The following is a 19954-nucleotide window of genomic DNA, read 5'->3' on the forward strand; positions in this document are numbered from 1 at the left end:
AATTCCTGTCTAGCCAACTTCCCGGGACCTACCGGTGGCGGGCCCGGAAACCCGCATGCGTCGCCCCGCGCCGTTCTGCGAGCATGACCGCATGGTCCACCGTCTCGAACCCATCGTCGTCCGGCACACCCACCACCTCCCCGCCTCCTCCTGGCCGGGCGGTCCGGCGGGGCAAGGCGCCGTCGCGGCGCGGCAGTTCGACGCCGCACTGATGTCCGTGGGTTTCAAGCTCTCGGCGGGCCTGCTGGAGCACCTGTCGGGGCTGCCCGGGGCGACGGTCGTCGACACCGCCGCCCGCACCCTGGGCACCGTCCGGGAGCTGGTGGGCGACCACGTCGGGCACAACGCCTACTTCATCGACTTCCCGCTCAACGTGCCGGACACCTTCGAGTTCTGGACGCACTGCATCGCCGGGGCGCTCGCCGACGACGCGTCACGGGACGGCGTGCTCGCCCAACTGCGCACCGGCGTGGTCGACCTGCTGACCCTCCCGGCCTACGGCAGGTACCAGCACAGCTACGCCGAACTGCTCGCCGCCCACGACGAGCTGATCGCCGCCGCGGGCGACCGCATGACGGTCCTGCACCTGGGCGGCGCCCTGGACGAGGAGGTGACGGCCCTCTACCTGGCCCTGGCCGGCAGCACCACCCCGCTGGGCGAGGAGGGCCTGCGCGACCTCGGCGTGCTCGCCGGGCACTGCGTCGCCGGTCCGCAGCCCGAGGCGATCCCGGTCCGGGAGAACCGCGCCGTCGTCAACCTCGCCCGCCTCCGGGCCGGTGCCGACCTCCTCCTGGACACCGTCACCGACGTGCTCCGGCTGGCCTGCGCACTGTCCGACGGCGACGTGACCCTGGCGGAACCGACCCGGTTCCGGGCGCTGCCACGGCCGGCCCGCCGCGCCCTGCTGGCCGGCCTCGACGCGGTCGTCGCCGCCAGCCCCGCCAAGCTCGCCGACGTCACCGCGCACCGCGAGGCGTTCAAGCGCCTCGGTGAGCGCCTCCACCCGCACGAGTACCCGCGCTGGCCGCACGCCGCCGAGGTGTTCGCCGTCGCCCGCGGCGAGTTGGCGGCCCGCTCCCTCACCAGCCGCGTCGAGGAACTCCTCGGCGCCGACGACGTCACCGGCGCGGTACGGCTGCTGGCCGCCGCCCCGGGCATGCTGTTCCGGTCCCTGGACCGGCTGCTGCGCACGGGCCGCACCCCGGAGGAGCGCGACACCGTCGTGGCCGCCGTCGAGCAGGCCGCCCCGCAGGTCTCCGGTCGGGTCCTGCTGTCGGTCCGCGAACACCTCCACAACCGCACCGGGGAAGCGGACGGGCGCCGCCTCTTCGTCAACCGCCTCGGCCGCGCCTGGGTCACCGGCGACACCCGCCCGCCCCTGCCGGCACCCGAACGCGACCGCCTGCTCGCCGCCCTGGACGCCGAGACGAGCCGCCGCCTCCCCGACCCCGGGCACCTGCTGATCGACCCCGACGTGCTCGACGTCGCACTCCCGCTCAGCGGCAGGGCCACCGCCGCCGGACTCGGCGTGCTGCCCCGCGGCTCCCTCACCCCGGTCGACGGCGAACTGCTGCGCTTCTTCGTCTACTGGAAGCAGACCAGCCACAGCACCGACTTCGACCTGTCCGCCCTGCTGCTCGACGACTCCTACGAGACGCTCGGCTGGCTCTCCTACACCTCGCTCACCCAGCTCGAGGGCGAGCACTCGGGCGACGTCACCGACGCCACCGACGGCGGCTCCGAGTTCATCAACCTGCGCCTGGGCGCCGTACGCGGCAGCTCCATCGTCCCGCAGGTCAACATCTTCTCCGGCGAGGGCTTCGAGGAGGTCGAGGAGTCCTTCTTCGGCTTCATGCTGCGCGATGCCGAACAGCAGGGCCGCCCCTTCGAACCGCGCACCGTCCGCATGAAGTCGGACCTGCGCGGCCCGGGCCGGGTCGCCCTGCCACTGGCCTTCCTGCGCGGGGACGACGGCCGCTGGCACGCCAAGTGGCTGCACCTGTACCTGAAGGGCAACCCGAACTCCAACCGGGTCGAGGGGAACCGGGTGTCGGTCGCCACGCTGCTGCGCGGCATCGTCGAGCGCGACCACCTGACGGTCCGCCACCTGACCGGGCTGATGGGCGAGCGCGCCACCGCCACCACGCTGTGGGACGGCGCGGCGCTCCCGGCCGGCCCGGTCACGTACATCGGCCTGGAGCGCCCGGACGGCCTGCACCCGGACTCCGTCGTCATCACCCCGGAAAACCTGCGCGACCTGATCCCCGCCTGACTGCTACCGTTGGCCCCGGCGAGGCCATGAACGGGCTTCCTTCTCACTCCACCTGACATAGCCCGTTCGCTTTCCTCGCCCTCGACCACCCGCCGGGGTGCCACAAGGCACCCCGGCGTCGTCGTTTCCCGTGGTCCACCTCCTCGGCCGGCGCTGTGAAACCCCAGGCCGGGCGGGTCTGCGCCGCCCCGCCGGTCCGCGCGGTATGACCGTGATCACATCAATTCCGTTGTGCCGTGGTCCGACCCTCATCGCGTCTGAGTTCGGGGGTCTGTGCCCACGAGCGAATCGGAGACCGGACTGTGCGTGCTCACCAAGGTGGCGGGGCCGAGAAGGAGAAGCCCGGAGGGGAGGAGCCCGAAGGGCGGCGGTGGATCGACTACCCGCGCAGAGGGCGGCGCGGAGTCCGCCGCTGGCTCCCGTCCTGGCGGCAGCTGCTCCTGGTGGCGGGGGCCGGGGCGGCGGTGCTGACGGGGTGGCTGACCTGGTTCTACGTCACCACCCAGGTCCCGGAGGACCTGAACGCCTTCGCCACCCAGCAGAACAACGTGTACTTCTGGGCGGACGGCACCGAGATGGCGCGGATCGGTGAGACCAACCGGCAGGAGGTGCCGCTCGACCGGGTGCCGGAGTCGGTGCAGTGGGCCGTACTGGCCGCCGAGAACGAGACCTTCTACTCGGACCCGGGGATCTCCTTCACGGGCATCGGCCGCGCGGTCTACCAGATGGCCACGGGCGGTGAGACCCAGGGCGGCTCGACCATCACCCAGCAGTACGTCAAGAACAGCTACCTGAACCAGCGTCAGGACGTCTCGCGCAAGCTCAGTGAGATCGTCATCGCGATCAAACTGGACCGGCGGATGAGCAAACCGGACATCCTGGCCGGCTATCTGAACACCAGTTGGTTCGGGCGCGGCAGCTACGGCATCGAACGGGCCGCGGCGGCGTACTACGGCAAGGACGTCTCGCAGCTCAACCCGAGCGAAGGGGCCTTCCTCGCCGCCCTGTTGAAGGGGGCCGGGCAGTTCGATCCGGGGATCAGCGCGAACAACCACCGGCGGGCCGAGGAGCGGTGGTCCTGGATCCTGGACCGGATGGTGAAGGTCGGCAAGCTCTCCGCCGCCGAGCGCGCCAGGTACACGGTGTTCCCCGAACCCAGAACCCAGCCGAAGGCGGCGGGGCTGAGCGGCCAGGTCGGGTACCTGGTGGACATGGCCAGGACCTACGTGGAGGGCCACAGCGACATCACGCAGGCCCAGTTCGACCTCGGCGGCCACCAGATCTTCACCACCTTCGAGAAGCCGAAGGTCACCGCGCTGGCCGCCGCGGTGCGGGACGCCACCAAGGGGATCGACCCCGACAGCCGCGAGGCCGACCGGTTACTGAAGGTCGGCGCCGCCTCGGTGGCCCCGGACGGGAGGATCGTCGCGCTCTACGGCGGAACCGACTACCTGAAACAGGGCTTCGACAACGCCAACACCTCCACGGTGCCGGTCGGTTCGGCCTTCACCCCGCTGGTCTACGCCTCGGGCCTGAGCGAGGGCGTCCAGCGCCAGCGGGGCGGCAGCCGCACCCCGGTGACGCCCACCACCACCTACGACGGCGACGACGGCGTGAACGTGATGACCCCGGAGGGGCCGTACTGGGGGCGCAACGGGCGGATAGCGAAGACCGCCAACGACGGCAAGCGGAGCTGGGGGACGGTCACCCTGAGGAGCGCGGTGGAGCAGTCCGTCAACGGGCCGATGATGCAGCTCGCCATGGACGTCGGCCTGGACCGGGTGCAGAAGACCGCCGCCGACCTGGGCCTGCTCCCGGGCAGCATGGGGGAGTTGGTGCCGGCCTTCGGTGTCGGGAACTCCACGCCGAGCGCGATCAGGACCGCCGACGCCTACGCCGCCTTCGCCGCGGGAGGCAGCCACACGGACCCGTACTCCGTCCTGAGGATCACCCGGAACGGCGAGCCGCTCGCGCTGCGCCTGCCGACCGCCGTACAGGCGCTGACCCCGCAGGTCGCGGGGGAGGTGGACGCGGCACTGAAGAGCGCGGTCCGCACCGGGAGCGCCAAGGCGGCGGCGGAGGCCGGGCCGGACCTGGCGGGGAAGCCGGGGACGACCCCGGACCGTACGGCGGGGTGGTTCGTCGGCTACGACGCGCGGATGTCCACGGCCGTCACGGTCTTCCGGGCGGACCTGAAGGACATGAAGCTGCTCTCGCTGGAGGGGCTGGGCGGCGCCGCCCCGGACACCCCGGACTCCGCGCTGCCCACCCAGATCTGGACCTCGTACATGAAGGCGGCCGGTGGTCCGGGAGGCCGGTAGGGCCGGGCGGCCGCGGGGCGCGGTGTCACGGCCCCGCGGCCGCCCGGGCCGGGTCACTTGACCAGACGGGACCAGTCGGCCGGCTGCCCGGGGTCCAGCGCGCGCAACTGGTCGAGGACCTTGGGGTCCTGGGCGTCCAGCCAGTCGGCGACCTGGCGGAAGGACACGCAGCGGACGCCCTCCCGGGTGCAGACGCTCTTCATCACGTCCTCGATGGCCTGCATGTAGATGCCGCCGTTCCAGCTCTCGAAGTGGTTCCCGATGAAGAGCGGCGCCCGGCTGCCGTTGTAGACCCGTTCGAAGCCGTTGAGGTAGCCGTTCCGGGTCTCCTTCTCCCACGCGTCGTACTTCTTCGGATCACCCTTGGTGGTGTCCCCGGACTGGTTGGCGAGGAAGTTGAAGTCCATCGAGAGGACCTGGGTCGATTTGCCCGGGTAGGGCAGCAGTTGGAGCGGGAAGTTCCAGATGCCGTCCTTCTTGCCGGGCCAGACCTGGAACTCGCCCGGTGAACTGGCGTCGTACCGGAAGCCGGCCGCCTTCTCGGCCGCGAGCAGGTTCTTCTGGCCCTCCAGGCAGGGGGCGCGGCCGCCGACCGCCTCCTTGGTGTAGTCGAAGGGCAGCGGCGGGAGGTTCTTGAAGCCGGTGTTGGTCTTCCAGTTGGTGACGAAGGAGAGCGCCTGGTCGAGCTCGCTCTTCCACTCCTCGGTGCTCCAGTCGCCGCCGCCCTTGGAGCCGCAGAAGTGCCCGTTGAAGTGGGTGCCGATCTCGTTCCCGTCCTGCCAGGCCAGGCGCAGTTGTTCCAGGGTGTCCTTGATGTGGGCGTCGGTGGCGAAGTCGATGGCGGCGGCGCCGGCGTCGTGCTGCGGCGGGTGGTAGAGCGTGCGTTTGGACTTGGGCAGGGTGTAGATGCCGCTCAGGAAGAACGTCATCTGGGCGTTGTTCTCCGTACCCAGCTTGCGGAAGCGCGAGAACTGTTCGTCGTCGCCCTCCAGTGCCCCGTCCCAGGAGAACACCACGAACTGCGGCGGCTTCTCGCCGGGCTTCAGCTTCTCGGGCCGCGGTTGTTTGGGCTGCGGGCCGGTGTCGGAGGTGGAGCCGTCGCCGAGCACCTTGACTTGGCCGTCCCAGGTCGGCGTGGCGCTGGGGGTCGGGGTGGCACCGGGGCTGCTGGGGCTGTCGGAGGGTGTGCCGCTCGGGTCGGGTGTGCTCTCCGGAGCGGCGTCGGCGGTGGCCGGTCTGCCCTTCGAGTCGGGGCCTCCCGTGCCCAGGCCGAGGGCCACGACGACCCCCGTTGCCAGCAGGACAGCCACGCCACGAGCAGGCCGCACCGTTCCTCCGCTTCTCCGACCCACCGTCAGGTGTTGGTCGGATAGTCATACGTATGGTGCGAACATCAGAACACCTTGATCGACAATGTGTCGAGGCTTGCATGGAAGGGGAGTTGGGAGATATGTGTGCGACGGGAGGCCGGCCGCGCCCCGGGTGGGTGCGGCCGGCCTCCCGGTCGGGCGGGCTCAGCGGCCCGCGTAGACGTCCTCGACGTAGCGGCGCTCGTCGATCAGGCCCTGGAGCCAGGCCTGGGCCTGGCCCTCGTCGGCGCCGGGGGTCCGGCTCAGGTAGAGCTCGCGGAAGGCGGCGCGGACGCCCGGGGCCATCCGGGCGCCGTCGCCGCACACGTAGACCTCGGCGCCGGCGGCGAGCAGGTTCCAGACCTCCGCGCCCTCGGCGGCGATGCGGTCCTGGACGAAGCGCCGGCCGTCGACGGGCTGTTCGCTGAAGACCGGGCGCATCGAGACGGCGCCGGCCTGCTCGGCGGCGAGCAGTTCGTCGCGGTGCAGGTAGTCGGCGTCGGGCGCGTCGCAGCCGAAGTAGAGCAGGGCCGGGGCGAGTTCGGTGCCCCTGTCGGTGGCCTCGGCGGCGGTGGCCTCGTCAGTGGCGGTGGCCTCGCCGGTGGCGGAGGCGAGCAGGGCGCGGCGGTCGGCGACCGCGCCGCGGAACGGCGCCAGGCCGGTGCCGGCCGCGATCATGATCACCGGGGCGCGGTGGCCGATCCGGAACGTCTCGCGGCACGGCTGGAGGCGCGCCAGTACGGTGTCCCCGACGGCCACCCGGTCGAGGTAGCCGGAGCCGACGCCCCGGAAGGAGCCCCGGCCGGAGCGGGCCGGGGCGTCGAGCACGGAGACCATCAGGTCCACGTGGCGCGGGGCGCTGGTCGGCGACGTGGAGATGGAGTACATCCGGGGCCGGATCGGCGGCAGCAGTTCCAGCAGCACCGGCCAGGTCAGGACCTCCCGCAGGGCCGGGTGGTCCTCGACCAGGTCCAGCAGCGTCCGGGGGTCGTCCTCGGGCAGCGCCCGCAGCGCGGCCCGCTCGGGCGGGCAGGGGTTGAGGTCGGCCAGCGTCGCACGCTGGGCGGCGTTCGGTCGGTCCTGCAACTCGACGTGGTGGGTGAGCAGTTCGCGAACCGTCAGCGGCCGGTCCACGGCCAGGATGGTGCGCCGGTTCGCCACGATGGCGAGCAGGGTGTCCGGGTCGGTGCCGAACACCTTGGCGGCGCGCTCGACCAGGGCCGGGTCGTTGGCCGGAAGCACCGAGACGTGGTCCGCGGTGCGGTAGTCGACGCCCTCCGGCAAGGCCAGCCGGACCAGGCGCTTGACCCGGGGGTAGGCGGGGTCGGTGAGGCTGCCGACCGCCGTGACGGTCAGCCCGATCACGCGGCGCTTCGCGGCCAGGGCGTCCAGCGGACCGCCGGCCAGCTCCGTCACGGTGTACGTCTCCAGGGGGGCGGCCTCGGCGGGAGCGGGAGCGGGAGCGGGAGCGGGCGCGGTGCCGGAGCCGGCGGCGACGGGTGCGGCGGCGTCGCCGTACCGTTCCAGCAGGGCCCGGCTCAGCGCCGTGGTGAACTCCGCCACCTTCCCGGCCAGATCGCCGGAGGCGTCGGCCGCGCCCCGGGCGAGCAGCCGGGTGCCGCCCAGGGCGGCGAGGCCCTCGTCGATCAGCGTCGGCACGCGCTGGTACGTGGCGGCGTACGTCCGGTCGCCGATGCCGAGCACCGCGTACCGGACGTCCTTCGCGAACTCGGCGGCGCCCTCGGCCTGTTCGGTCGCCGCCCGGAGCCGGCGGACGAACTCCGCCGCGTCGTCCGTCGGCTGGCCGTTGTACGAGGCGGCGGTGATCACCACCGGCCGGTCGGTGGGCAGCCCGTCCGCGTAGGCGTCCAGCGGGGCGACGGCGGTGTCGCAGCCGAGTGCGGCCGCCACGTCGGCCAGCTGCCGGGTGAACTCGCGGCAGGCGCCGTAGTTGGAGCCGTGCAGGAGCAGCAGGCCGGTGCCCTGGCGGACCCGCCCGGGCAGGTCGGCGACGCGGACCGGCGCGTCGACCACCGCCGGGGGCGTGGGCGTGCGCGGGGCGAGGGCGAGGGTGAAGTCGTCGGGCTTGATGGTGAGCGTCTGCTTGATGGTCAGCCGGTAGTCGGCGTGGTCGATCAGCCGGTAGCGGTGGACCAGCATGCCGAGCAGCATGGTCGCCTCGTGCAGCGCGAACTGCCGTCCGATGCAGGCGCGTTCGCCGGTGCCGAAGGGCTTGAAGGCGTGCGGTGAGCGGGCCGCCTCCGGCTCGGGGTCGAAGCGGGAGGGGTCGAACAGCTCGGGGTTGTCGCCCCAGACGGGGTCGCGGTGCAGCATCATCGTGGCCACCAGGACCGGCTCCCCGGCGCGGACCGGGATCCGGCCGCCGAGCAGGGTGTCCGCGCGGGGCTCCCGGCTGAACGCGGGGGCCGTCGGCCACAGCCGTAGCGCCTCGTTGAGCACCTGCCGGGTGTACCGGAGCCGGCCGATGTCCTCGTACGAGGGCTCCGGGTCGGCCTGGTCGCCCCAGAGCGCGTCCACCTCGCGCTGGACCTCGCGGAGCACGCCGGGGTGCTTGACGAGGTAGTACAGGGCGAAGGAGAGCGCGCCCGAGGTGGTCTCGTGGCCGGCGATCAGGAAGGTGATCACCTGGTTGCGGATGTTCTCGGCGTCCAGTCTGCCGCCGTCGGCGGGGTGCACGGCGTCGAGCATCAGGCCCAGCAGGTCCTCGGCCGGGCCCTGCTCGGGGCTGCCGGCGCGGGCGGCGATCACCTCGTCCACCACCGAGGCCAGGTACCGGGCGTCGCCCTGGGCGGCCTCGTCGCGCTCGCTGTGGTCGAGTTCCGGGTCGCGCAGGAGCTTGTTCATCGCCCAGTCCAGGGAGCGGACCATCGCCTCGACGAAGGGGTGCGGCTCCTCCCGGTCGAAGGAGCCGAAGTCGAAGCCGAAACCGGCCAGCCCGATGGTGTCCAGGGTCATCCGGGTCATGTCGCCGGGCACGTCCACGACCAGTCCGGCGGCCGACCGGCCGTCCCAGGACTCGATCAGGCGGCGGGCCACCCGCAGCATCACCGGGTGGTAGGTGCGCATCGAGCCGAGCGCGAAGGCGGGCATCAGGATGTCGTGCGCCCTGGCCCAGTTCGGCTCCGCGTTGTACGCCGTGAACAGGCCGTCCCCGGTGAACGCGCGGACGTTCTCCAGGGCCGGTCCGATCGACTTGGTGAACCGCTCCTCGTCGGCCAGTTCCTCGACCAGGTCCAGGCCGGTGACGATCAGGGTGTCCCGCCCGTGCAGGCGCTGGACGAAGGCCGGGGCGTGCCGCCGGGCCAGCTCCATGGTGCGCAGCACGGGGGCGGCGATCGGCGGCGCCGACGAGATGTCGACCAGCGGCACCCCGGCGGTGCTCTGCCGGGGCACCAGGGTCTCGGGCGGGAGCCCGGCCCCGGCCGGATTCGCAGCCTCGGCTGCCGCCGGGGTCATCGTCTCGGTCATGGGTTGTCGCCTTCCGTGGCAGGAGAAACCTCGTCGTCCTCCACTCTCGCCCGAGCGGGGCGGGAACCCGGGCCCGAGGACTACATGTTTGTGCAGTAGCGGCGGTCGCGGAAGACTTGTCAACGGGCCGTCAGGTCTGCAGCACGCGGGAGCCGTACACGGGAGGGGCCGGGCATGAGACTGACCGACTGCGAGTCGACCGCGGAGAGCTGGCAGGACCTCGCCGTCATCTGGCGCAACCGGACGCTGCGCTTGCTCGACCACGTGCCGGTGGCGCTGGCGGTGTGCGAGTTCAGCGGCCGGATCATGATCGTCAACCGGGCGATGGCCGCCGAATTCGGCCTGCTGCCCGGGCAGTTGCGCAACCGGAAGATCCTGGAGTTCTTCACCCTCCGGGACAGTGCCACCATCCCGGCGCTCGCCGAGGCCGTCCGCCTGCACCGGCGCTCGCAGTACCCGGCGCCGGTCTCCTGGTCGGCCGCCGACGGCACCGAGCGGAGCGGCGAGATGACCGTCGCCCTGGTCGGCGACACCCCGGAGGAGACCCCGAACCTGCTGCTCTCGCTGCCCGTCCGTACCGGGCCGGCCGCCCCGCCGGCCGCCCCCCGCCCCGAGGTGAGCCCGATCGAGGCCCGGATCCTCGCCGCCGCCGCCCGCGGCGCCACCACCGCCCAGATCGGCCGGGAGATCGGCCTCACCCCGGACGGCGTCAACTACCACCTCGCCCGGCTCACCCGCCGCTGGCAGCTGCCCAACCGCACCGCGCTGGTCGCCCGCGCCTACGCCACCGGCGTCCTGGCCGCCGGCGCCTGGCCGCCGGAGCCGACCCCCCGCCCGTGACGGGGCGGGTGGGGGCGGCTCGCGGGCTGGGCCGGGCTGCGCGGGGCCGGGCTGCGCGGGCCGGGGCTGTTCGGGGCTGGGCTGTTCGGCGATTTAGTTATATGCTCACAATGATTTCAACAATACAAATACTTGTGGAGCCCCCACCATGCCGGACGCCGCCCAACGACGGCCCTGGCTCGTGCTCGCCGTCTGCTGCATGAGCCTGCTGATCGTCAGCCTCGACAACACGATCCTGAACGTCGCCCTGCCCGCCATCCAGCGCGACCTGCACACCTCGGTGTCCGGGCTGCAATGGACGGTCGATGCCTACACGCTGGTGCTGGCCAGCCTGTTGATGCTCTCCGGCTCCACCGCCGACCGGGTGGGCCGCCGCCGGGTCTTCCAGATCGGGCTGGTGGTCTTCACCGGGGCCTCGCTGCTGTGCAGCCTGGCCCCCGGGCTCGGCTGGCTCGTCGTCGCACGGATGCTCCAGGCGGTCGGCGGATCGATGCTGAACCCCGTCGCCATGTCGATCATCAGCAACACCTTCACCGACTCCCGGCAGCGCGCCCGCGCCATCGGCGTGTGGAGCGGCGTCGTGGGCATCAGCATGGCCGCCGGGCCGATCGTCGGCGGCGCCCTGGTCGAGTCGGCCGGCTGGCGGGCCGTCTTCTGGATCAACGTGCCGATCGGCCTGGCCGCGCTGTTCCTGACCCGCAGGTACGTGCCGGAATCGCGGGCGCCGCGGCCCCGCCGGGTGGACCCGGTCGGCCAGGTGCTCGTCATCGTCCTGCTCACCACGCTCACGTACGCGATCATCGAGTCGCCGGAGCGCGGCTGGACGTCGCCGCTCGTCGTCGGCTGCGCGGCGGCGGCGCTGGGCGCGCTGCTGGGCCTGCTGTGGTACGAGCCCAGGCGCACCGACCCGCTCATCGAGCTGCGCTTCTTCCGCTCCGCGCCGTTCGCGGGCGCCACCGTGATCGCGGTCGCCGCCTTCGCCTCCCTGGGCGGGTTCCTGTTCGTCAGCTCCCTGTACCTGCAGAACGTGCGCGGGCTCACCCCGTTGCACGCCGGACTGTTCATGCTGCCGATGGCGGTGATGGCGCTGCTGACCGCACCGGTGTCCGGCCGCATGGTCGCCTCCCGGGGGCCGCGCGTCCCCCTGCTCCTCGCCGGGGCGGCCCTGTGCGCGAGCGCCGTGCTCCAGGCGCTCACCTACTCCGACCACCTTCCGACGGCCGTGCTGGTCGTCGCGTACCTGCTCTTCGGCACCGGCTTCGGTCTGGTCAACGCGCCCATCACCAACACCGCCGTTTCGGGCATGCCCCGTTCGCAGGCCGGCGTCGCGGCCGCGGTGGCCTCCACCAGCCGGCAGATCGGCCAGTCCCTCGGCGTGGCCGTCGTCGGCGCCCTGATGGCGGGCGGCGCGTACGCGCACACGGCGGCCTTCACCGACGCCGGGCGGACGGCGTGGTGGATCATCGCCGGCTGCGGCGCCGCCGTGCTGGTCACGGGTACGCTCACTTCCGGCCGCTGGGCCCGGGAGACGGCCCTGCGCACGGCGGAGCGGCTCGCCGCCGAGGAGGCGCCGGAGACGCCGGAGGCGCCGGGGACGAGGGAGACGAAGGAGACGGTGAACACCTGATGGACCGCCCGCACACCGGTGAGCAGCACGAGGGGGACGAGGCCGCCACCAGGACGGCGACCAGGGTCTGGCAGGGACTGAACGCGCTCGTCCTGGAGCGCTACGACCGCCGCAAGACCGTCGCCGAAGCCCTCGGCATGAGCTTCAGCCGGGTCAGGGCGCTGCGCCGCCTCGGCGCCGACCCGATCACCCTGCGGGACCTGGCCGAGCGGCTGGGCAGCGACCCGCCCTACACCACCGTCATCGTCGACGACCTGGTGCGGCGCGGCCTCGCCGAACGCGTCACCAATCCCGCCGATCGCCGGTCCAAGCTGGTCCATCTGACCGAGGAGGGCCAGGCGAAGGCCGCCCTCGCCGTCAGGATCCTCACCACCCCGCCCGACGACCTGCTCGCCCTGCCCCCGGAGGACATCCAGGCGCTCGACCGCGTCCTGGCGAAGCTCCTGGACTGAACCTCCCGGGGCGGGGCGCCGCCGCGGCGGCCTCGGGCGGGTGGCGGCTACGGCCGCTGGTCGACCGTGTGCTGGTAGGCGGAGTAGGTCAGGTAGCCCCGGTCCCCGCCCTGGTAGTAGGTGGCTTCGTCGGCCGGGGCGATCGGGGCGCCGGTGCGCAGCCGTTCGACGAGGTCGGGATTGGCGAGGTAGGCGCGGCCGAAGCTGATCAGCTCGGCGCCGAGGCCGAGCCAGTGGTCCGCCGCCTCGCGGTCGACCTGCTTCGGGCCCAGCGGAAGCACCGGATTCATGATGAGCGTGCCCGGCCAGGCGCGGCGCAGGGCGAGCAGGGACGGCTCGTCCGTCGTCGCCTCCAGGTGGACGTAGGCGAGTCCGAGGCCGGCGAGTTCGCCGAGCAGGGCGGTGTAGAGCTCCAGGACGTCCTCCTCCGCCACGCCCCAGAAGGTGCCGCCGGGGGAGAGGCGGATCCCGGTCCTGGCGGCGCCGACGGCCTCGACGGTGGCGGTGGCGGCTTCGACGGCGAAGCGGATCCGGTTGCGCACCGGGCCGCCGTAGCGGTCGGTGCGCCGGTTGGCGTTGGAGGAGAGGAACTGCGAGATCAGGTAGCCGTTCGCGCCGTGCAGTTCCACCCCGTCGAAGCCCGCGTCGACGGCGCGGCGGGCGGCCTCGGCGTAGGAGCGGGCGTGTTCGGGGACCTCGTCGGTCTCCAGGGCCCGGGGGACCGGAGCGGGCTGCGGACCGGTCGGGGTGAACACGTCGCCGGTGGCGGGGACGGCCGAGGGGCCGACCGGTCGCAGCCCCGTGGTGTCCGGGTGCGAGACCCGGCCGCCGTGCATCAGTTGGGCGAAGATCCGGCCGCCGTTGGCGTGCACGGCAGCGGTCACCTGGCGCCACGAGGCCGTCTGCTCGTCGGTGTACAGGCCGGGTGTGCCCGGGTTCGACTGGCCGATCAGGCTCGGCTGGACGCCTCCGGTCACGATCAGCCCGGCGGTGGCCCGCTGGGCGTAGTAGGTGGCCATCGAGGCGGTGGCCAGACCGTCGGCGGTGGCGCGCCCCCGGGTCATCGGTGCCATCACCACCCGGTTGGGCAGCGTGAGTTCGCCGAGCCGGTAGCCGGTGAGCAGGGCGCTCGACGTGGCGGACGTGGCGGACGTCGTCATGCGGAAGTCCTTCGTTCGAAGTCACGGACCCGGTGCCCGGGCCCGTCCTCCGTTACGCTAAAACCTGACATCGATGTCAGAGGCAAGCCCTGTGACGGGGATCACGACCCGGAGGTGCCCGTGCGGATCGGAGAGCTCGCCGAACGCGCCGGAGTGAGCGTCAGATCCCTGCGCTACTACGAGGGGCAGGGCCTGCTGGCCAGCACCCGCAGCGCCAGCGGGCAGCGCCACTACACCGACGGCGCGGTGGCGCGGGTGCTGTTCATCCAGCGCCTCTACGCGGCGGGGCTGTCCAGCCGCGCCATCGCCGAACTGCTGCCGTGCGTGGACGCGCCCAGCGAGGAGCACTCGGTGGCCGCGCTGGAGCGGATGGGGCAGGAGCGGGCGAAGCTCGACGCGCACATCGCGGACATGGCCAGGACCCGTGACGCGCTCGACGAACTGATGGACACAGCCCGCGCCGCACTCGAGGAGCAGTCCGCCGACGGGCTGTGAGGCCCGCGTGAAGGTCGTGGGTGGGGCCGGTGATCGGCCGTTGATCGGGCGTAGACGGCGAGCCTGGAGCATCTGGAACCGGAGGGGACCGGTTCGGAGGCCACAGCCTGACCACCGGGTCCCACGCGGTCGGACCACGGACCGCGCGGGTACCCAGCGCTGATGCCGCCACTGGTCCCGACCCCCATCAGGAGTCCGGACCACGAAGGGCAGACGAGGCATGGACGGCGGGCAGTGGGTGCAAGCGGTGAGGACGGCGGCGGGCTTCGGAGAGCAGTTGAGGGTGCGGCGCGAGCGGATCGGCCTGACCCAGCAGTGCCTGGCCGATCACGCCACCCTGAGCGTGCGGGCCATCCGGGACATGGAGAGCGGCCGAGTGAGACGGCCACGGAACGAGACCGTCCGGCTGCTGGCGGACGCGCTGCGGCTGGAGGGCCGCAGCCGGGCGGACTTCGAGGAGGCCGCCCGTCGGCACCCGCTCGCCGATGAGCCGGCGGCCGTGGCGCCGGTCGCCCCGCCGGTGGCGCGCGGGGCCATCGTCGGGCGGGAGATGGAGGCCGAGGTGCTGTCCGACGCCTTCGCCGTGCACGGGGACCGGCTGGTCTCGCTGGTGGGGCTCGGCGGGGTCGGCAAGACCCGGCTCGCCCTGGAGGTGGCCCGCCGCCTGCACCTGGCCGCCTGCTGGTCGGTGCGCTGGGTGGACTGCGCCGGCGACTCGGCCCCCTGGCACGGCCGGATGGACGACATCGTCCGGGACATCGGCGACCGGCCCGCCCTGCTGGTGCTGGACGGCGCCGACGGCGGGGTGGACGCCGACCGGCTGGACGGGCTGTTCCACCACTGCCCCGGGCTGCGGGTGCTGATCACCGCCCGGGAGGCCTGGCCGCTGCCCGGCGGGCAGGTCGTCCCGCTCGCCCCGCTGCCCGTACCGGCCCCCGAACTCGACGCCGAACCCGAGGCGTTGGCGCAGATCGGCGCCGTCCGGCTGCTGCTCTCGCACCTGCGCCGGCTGCGCCCCGGCTACACCCTGGAGCGCTCCGAGGCCCCCGCCGTGGCCGCGCTCTGCCGCCACCTGGACGGCCTGCCGGGAGCGTTGGAGCGCGCGGCGGGGTGGACGCTGGTGCAGTCCACCGCCCAGCTGCTGGCCCGGCTGTCGGCCGGCCCGTTCACGCTGGCCGCGCCGCCGGTGGTGTACGGCATGCGCGGTGACGTCCGGGACGAGGTGGAGCCGGCGATCCAGCGGTTGACGGAACGCCAGCGGGCCCTGCTGGACGTGCTCGTGGACGAGCCCGGCGACTGGTCGGGGGAGGACGCGGTGGTCCGCAGCGGCTGGGCGCCGCAGACCTGCCTGGCGACGGTGCACGAACTGCTGTCGCGCGGACTGATCCGCAGCGTGCCCGCCCGCGACGGGGTGCGCTTCACGGTGCTCAACGTGTGCCGCCGCCTCCTCCGGGAGGAGCCCGGGCACCGGTTCGCGCCGGCCGCGGACGTCCAACTGCTCGCCGTCGCGGGCTGACCGCGCGGCGGCAGGCCGGCCGGGTGTCGATACTGCCGCTTCTTGCCCGCATCTTGCCGCACGAGCTGCCGGTCGCCGGGCCCGATCGTTCCTAGCGTTCTCCGTGGGGCTGGACCGCCGCGGAATACGCGCCGGAATTCCCGGGCCGCCGGCTGGGGCGTCGGCGGAATTCCATCGACGATCGCTACCGACGAGGGCTGGGCTGTGGAGCACGGAAATGACGGAGAGAGAAGACTGGACGTCGTCGTGACGACGACGGCCTCGGATTCGCACACCTGGAACCTGGTGTTCCTGCAACTGCTGCTGGAGGAAATGGGCCACCGGGTGACGAACCTGGGCGCGTGCGTCCCCGACGCCTTGCTGCTCGCCGAATGCCGCCGGATCGAACCGGACCTGATCGTGGTCAGCAGCGTCAACGGGCACGGTCACCAGGAAGGGCTGCGGGTGATCCCGGCCCTGCGCGCCTGCCCGGAACTGCGGCGCACCCCGACGGTCATCGGCGGCAAGCTCGGCATCGCCGGAACCGACGACCCCGACCGCGAGCGCGTACTGCTCGCGGCCGGTTTCGACCGGGTCTTCGAGGAGGGCTCCGCGGTGGCCGGGTTCCGCGAGTTCGTCGACGGGCTGCGCTCCCGGGTCCTGCTGTGACGAGCTTCGGCGCGTTCGTGGCGCAGGCCGCGGAGGCCGGCGCGCTGGTGGTCCAGCCCCGGATGGGGATGGCGCAGGCGGCCCGGATGCGGGAGGGCCTGCTCGCCACCCGGGTGGCGGCCGCCGTCACCGTCGGCACCATCACCCTGGACAGCTACACCCGCACCGGCGACCTTGACGCCGCGCGGCGGGCACTGGCCGCCGGGGCCGGCCTCAACGGCTACCCGATCGCCACCCACCCGGTCGAGGTCACCCGGGCGGTCCTGGCCGGCGTGGCGGACGCGGGCTTCCCGGTGCAGGTCCGGCACGGCTCGGCCGCGCCGGAGCACATCATCGGGGCGCTGCTGGCGGCCGGCCTGGACGCCACCGAGGGCGGACCGGTCTCCTACTGCCTGCCGTACGGCCGCACCCCGCTGCACGAGGCGGTGGCCCGCTGGCAGCGTAGCTGCGAACTGCTGTCGTCCATGCGGGAGTTCGGTGCGGATCCGCACCTGGAGACGTTCGGCGGCTGCATGATGGGCCAGCTCTGCCCGCCCTCGTTGCTGATCGCCATCAGCGTCCTGGAGGCGCTGTTCTTCCGCCAGCACGGGCTGCGCAGCATCTCGCTCAGCTACGCCCAGCAGGCCAACGCCGACCAGGACGAGGAGGCGCTGGCCGCGCTCGGCCGGATCGCGGGCGAACTGCTCGCGGACGTCGACCGGCACCTCGTGGTGTACGCGTACATGGGCGTGTACCCGCGCTCGCCCGGCGGCGCCCGGCTGCTGCTGGAGGACGCCGCGCGGCTCGCGGTGCGCGGCGGCGCCGCCCGGCTGATCGTCAAGACCACGGCCGAGGCGCACCGCATCCCGACCGTCGCCGAGAACGTTCGGGCGCTGGAGACCGCCGCCGCAGCCGCCACGGCGGAACGCGCCCGCCCCCGGCCCGCCGCCCCGCCGGACACCGGGATCGAGGCCGAGGCCAGGGCGCTGATCGGCGCAGTGCTCGACCTGGACGCCGACGTCGGGCGGGCCCTGGTGCGGGCGTTCGCGGCCGGCTACCTGGACGTGCCGTACTGCCTGCACCCCGACAACGCCGGGCGGACGCGCAGCTCGCTCGGCCCGGACGGACGGCTGCTGTGGTCCGCCGTCGGCTCGATGCCGATCGCCGGGCTCGCCGAGGGCGGCCGCGCGCCGATCCTCGGCTCGGCCGGGCTGCTGGCCGCGCTCTCCCAGGTCCAGCAGCGCTACGACGAGCGGGCCGAACGCTCGCCCGCACCCGCACTCCGGGGCCTGCCCGCCGCACGGTGAGAAGCCGGGTGAGACGCCGGGTGAGACGCCGGGTGAGAAACCACGCTCCACGCTCCACGAGAGAACGAGAGAAGAGGACCCGACCATGTCCGACCCCACGCCCCTGCCGCCGACCGACCCGGGCCGGCACCTGACCGCGCCGGCCACCCGCAGCGCGCTCCGGATCCAGCAGCACCTGCTCACCTCGGCCCGCGAGTTCCTGCGCGGCCGGGGCTTCACCGAACTGCTGCCGCCGATCATCGGCCCGGTCACCGATCCCGGTGCGCGCGGCTCCAAGCAGGTGGACATCGACTTCTACGGCCACCGCTACAAGCTGATGACCAGCGCGATCCTGTACAAGCAGGCCTCGCTGCTCGCCTTCGACAAGATCTTCTGCATCGCCCCGAACGTCCGCCTGGAACCGCTGGAGACCGCCGGGACGAGCCGCCACCTCGCCGAGTTCCACCAGCTGGACGTGGAGGTCGCCGGCGCGAGCCGGGACGACGTCGTCCAGCTGGCCGAGGACCTGGTGGTGCACATGGTCGACAGCACCGTCCGCGCGCTGCCCAAGGAGTTCGCCGAACTCGGCCGGGACCCGCAGGCCTTCGCCGAACTGCTGCAGGGCTCCTTCGGCCGCATCCGGCACGCCGAGGCGGTCGCCGAACTCCAGGGCATCGGGCACCCGCAGAGCCCCGAGGCCGAACTCGACTGGGAGGGCGAGGCGTTGCTGTCGGCCCGCCGGGACCGGCCGTTCTTCGTCACCGACTACCCGAAGGGCTCGCGCGGCTTCTACGACCGCGAGCACCCCGACGACCCGGGCCTGCTGCGCAACTTCGACCTGCTGGCGCCCGAGGGCTACGGTGAACTGTGCAGCGGCAGCCAGCGCACCAACGACTACGCGGAGATCGTCACCCGGATGCGGGAGACCGGCGAGAACCCGCAGAAGTACCGCTGGTACCTGGACCTGGTGCGCGAGGGCGTGCCGGCCAGCGCGGGCTTCGGCATCGGGGTCGAGAGGCTCACCCGGTACGTCGCCGGGCTGGACGCCGTCTGGCAGGCCAGCGCCTTCCCGAAGATCGCCGGAGTGGTGTCCCCGTGAGCGACCTCAGCGCGCCGGGATTCCCGGAGGAGGAGGTCCGGCATCGGGCCCGCGCCGGGGCCGCCGCCGCCTTCCCGCCCGCCGAGGAGTACGGACACGTGCTGTTCGGCGCCGGCCGGCCGGGCGCGGCGGACCGGGCGGCGCCGCCGGACGCCCTGGACGCGCTGCGGATCGTCCCGCCGCTGTTCCTGCCGCAGCGGCTGGCCAAGCTGATCGACCTCGGCCGCGAGCCCGACTACCGGGACGTCGAACTGGCCACCACCATCGGAGGGTTCGCCTCCGCGCTGCCGGTGTACGTCTCCGCGACCGGCTCCACCCGGGCCGCCGGCGGTGACCTCGGGCTGGCGCTGAGCCGGCAGGCCGGGGCGCTCGGCATCCCGATGGTGATCGGCGAGAACGTGGTGCCGGTGAACGGCTACGGCCGGCTCGGCGAGGCGGCCGACCGCACGCTGCTCGGCCGGCTGCGCGCCTACACCGAGGAACTCCCGGACGGCCTCGGCGGCGTGGCCGTCCAGCAGAGCACCGAGGACGCCGACGCCGAGGTGTGGAACCTCGTCCACAGCGACCCGGCCGCCCTGCCCCTGCTGGAATCCGGACGGCTGGCCTTCGAGTTGAAGGTCGGCCAGGGCGCCAAACCGGGCCTGGGCGGAATGACCGTGCTGGAGGCCGAGGCCGCCGCCGCGCTGGGCGACCGCTTCGGGCTGGACCCGTTGTTCGGCGACGGGCGGGTGCTGCGCGCCGCCACCCCGGGCACCTTCACCGCGGAGATCCTGCGCCAGCAGATCCGGCTGATGCGCAACAACTACCCGCGGGTGCGGATCTGGGTGAAGCTCTACCCCGGCCGGGACGTGGCCGAGGCCGCCCGGGTGGCGCACGAGGCCGGGGCGGACGCCGTCGTGGTGGACGGCGCCGAAGGCGGAACCGGCTGGGCGCCCGGGGTGTTCCTGCCGCACGTCGGACTGCCGCTCGCGGAGTGCCTGCGTCGGCTGGCGGTCGCGCCGCCGCCCTCGCTGCTGGTCTCCGGGCGGATCTGGGAAGGCGCCAGAGCGGTCAAGAGCCTGGCCCTGGGGGCCCGCGCGGTGGGCCTCGGGCGGGCGGCGCTGATCGCCGTGGCGGAGGACCGGGAATCCGGGCTCCGCCGTTTCGTGGACTGTCTGGCGCTGGAACTCCGACTGCTGATCAGTGCGCTCGGAAAGTACGCGCCGCAGGCCCTGGACCGGGAGGACGTCTGGTCCCCCGAGGAATACGGAACCACCGCCGGCCGGTAGCCCCGGCCTGCCCGGGTCGATTCCTGCGGCAGGTCCGGAAAGCGGCACCGGAAACTGCCGATTTCCTTCCTCATTTCCTGCCGATAGGGCCGTCGAATTCCCCCTATCGTCGAACTCGTCGCCGATTCATCTCACTTCTGGGGCTGGATGATG

14 protein-coding genes are annotated in these 19954 nt (G+C 73.1%); 11 read left to right on the forward strand and 3 right to left on the reverse strand.

Going from position 1 to position 19954, the window contains the following annotated elements; all coding sequences use genetic code 11:
- The first annotated feature begins 91 nt into the window (after nt 1-91).
- Together ACIP37_RS17990 and ACIP37_RS17995 are read left to right on the forward strand one after the other, a co-directional pair.
- The gene (locus ACIP37_RS17990; RefSeq protein ID WP_400807713.1) at nt 92-2272 is read left to right on the forward strand and encodes a hypothetical protein; all 2181 of its coding nucleotides are present in this window, start codon (nt 92-94) and stop codon (nt 2270-2272) included.
- Between the two features lie 302 nt (nt 2273-2574).
- The gene (locus ACIP37_RS17995) at nt 2575-4593 is read left to right on the forward strand and encodes a transglycosylase domain-containing protein (RefSeq protein ID WP_400807716.1); all 2019 of its coding nucleotides are present in this window, start codon (nt 2575-2577) and stop codon (nt 4591-4593) included.
- A gap of 53 nt (nt 4594-4646) precedes the next feature.
- Here the strand turns inward: ACIP37_RS17995 and ACIP37_RS18000 are convergent, their stop codons facing one another.
- Both ACIP37_RS18000 and ACIP37_RS18005 read right to left on the reverse strand, forming a co-directional pair.
- On the reverse strand, nt 4647-5903 hold the full coding sequence (locus ACIP37_RS18000; protein WP_400807719.1) for a hypothetical protein: 1257 nt from the start codon (nt 5901-5903) through the stop codon (nt 4647-4649).
- A gap of 204 nt (nt 5904-6107) precedes the next feature.
- Nucleotides 6108-9431: a cytochrome P450 gene (locus ACIP37_RS18005; protein WP_400807722.1), complete on the reverse strand. Its 3324-nt coding sequence runs from the start codon at nt 9429-9431 to the stop codon at nt 6108-6110.
- A 174-nt stretch (nt 9432-9605) separates the two neighbouring features.
- Here ACIP37_RS18005 and ACIP37_RS18010 point away from each other — a divergent pair, with 174 nt between their 5' ends.
- The 3 genes from ACIP37_RS18010 to ACIP37_RS18020 all read left to right on the forward strand — a co-directional run bounded on the left by ACIP37_RS18010 (nt 9606) and on the right by ACIP37_RS18020 (nt 12350).
- Entirely contained in the window at nt 9606-10271 is a 666-nt protein-coding gene (locus tag ACIP37_RS18010; protein ID WP_400807725.1) for a LuxR C-terminal-related transcriptional regulator, read from the forward strand.
- 148 nt (nt 10272-10419) lie between these two features.
- On the forward strand, nt 10420-11898 hold the full coding sequence (locus ACIP37_RS18015; protein ID WP_363629451.1) for an MFS transporter: 1479 nt from the start codon (nt 10420-10422) through the stop codon (nt 11896-11898).
- Nucleotides 11898-12350 (forward strand): MarR family transcriptional regulator, encoded by a 453-nt coding sequence (locus ACIP37_RS18020; RefSeq protein ID WP_363586013.1) that lies wholly within the window; start codon nt 11898-11900, stop codon nt 12348-12350. Before ACIP37_RS18015 ends, ACIP37_RS18020 begins: the two co-directional genes overlap by 1 nt.
- A gap of 47 nt (nt 12351-12397) precedes the next feature.
- Here the strand turns inward: ACIP37_RS18020 and ACIP37_RS18025 are convergent, their stop codons facing one another.
- Nucleotides 12398-13510: an alkene reductase gene (locus tag ACIP37_RS18025; RefSeq protein WP_400807730.1), complete on the reverse strand. Its 1113-nt coding sequence runs from the start codon at nt 13508-13510 to the stop codon at nt 12398-12400.
- 120 nt (nt 13511-13630) lie between these two features.
- Here ACIP37_RS18025 and ACIP37_RS18030 point away from each other — a divergent pair, with 120 nt between their 5' ends.
- The 6 genes from ACIP37_RS18030 (at nt 13631) to ACIP37_RS18055 (ending at nt 19801) form a co-directional block, all read left to right on the forward strand.
- Complete coding sequence (locus ACIP37_RS18030) at nt 13631-14005, forward strand: MerR family transcriptional regulator (RefSeq protein WP_363621023.1); 375 nt, start codon at nt 13631-13633, stop codon at nt 14003-14005.
- A gap of 220 nt (nt 14006-14225) precedes the next feature.
- The gene (locus ACIP37_RS18035) at nt 14226-15521 is read left to right on the forward strand and encodes a helix-turn-helix domain-containing protein (protein WP_400807733.1); all 1296 of its coding nucleotides are present in this window, start codon (nt 14226-14228) and stop codon (nt 15519-15521) included.
- Nucleotides 15522-15767: 246 nt separating this feature from the next.
- Nucleotides 15768-16169, forward strand: a complete 402-nt coding sequence (locus ACIP37_RS18040; RefSeq protein ID WP_400807736.1) for a cobalamin B12-binding domain-containing protein — start codon at nt 15768-15770, stop codon at nt 16167-16169.
- Nucleotides 16166-17455, forward strand: a complete 1290-nt coding sequence (locus ACIP37_RS18045) for a methylaspartate mutase (RefSeq protein WP_400807739.1) — start codon at nt 16166-16168, stop codon at nt 17453-17455. The genes ACIP37_RS18040 and ACIP37_RS18045 overlap by 4 nt, the downstream gene beginning before the upstream one ends.
- A gap of 85 nt (nt 17456-17540) precedes the next feature.
- Nucleotides 17541-18533 (forward strand): asparagine synthetase A, encoded by a 993-nt coding sequence (locus ACIP37_RS18050; protein WP_400807742.1) that lies wholly within the window; start codon nt 17541-17543, stop codon nt 18531-18533.
- On the forward strand, nt 18530-19801 hold the full coding sequence (locus ACIP37_RS18055; RefSeq protein WP_400807745.1) for a glutamate synthase-related protein: 1272 nt from the start codon (nt 18530-18532) through the stop codon (nt 19799-19801). Before ACIP37_RS18050 ends, ACIP37_RS18055 begins: the two co-directional genes overlap by 4 nt.
- Nucleotides 19802-19954 lie beyond the last annotated feature (153 nt).

Origin of the sequence: Kitasatospora sp. NPDC088861, from assembly GCF_044750105.1 — a bacterium.
GTDB lineage: Bacteria > Actinomycetota > Actinomycetes > Streptomycetales > Streptomycetaceae > Kitasatospora.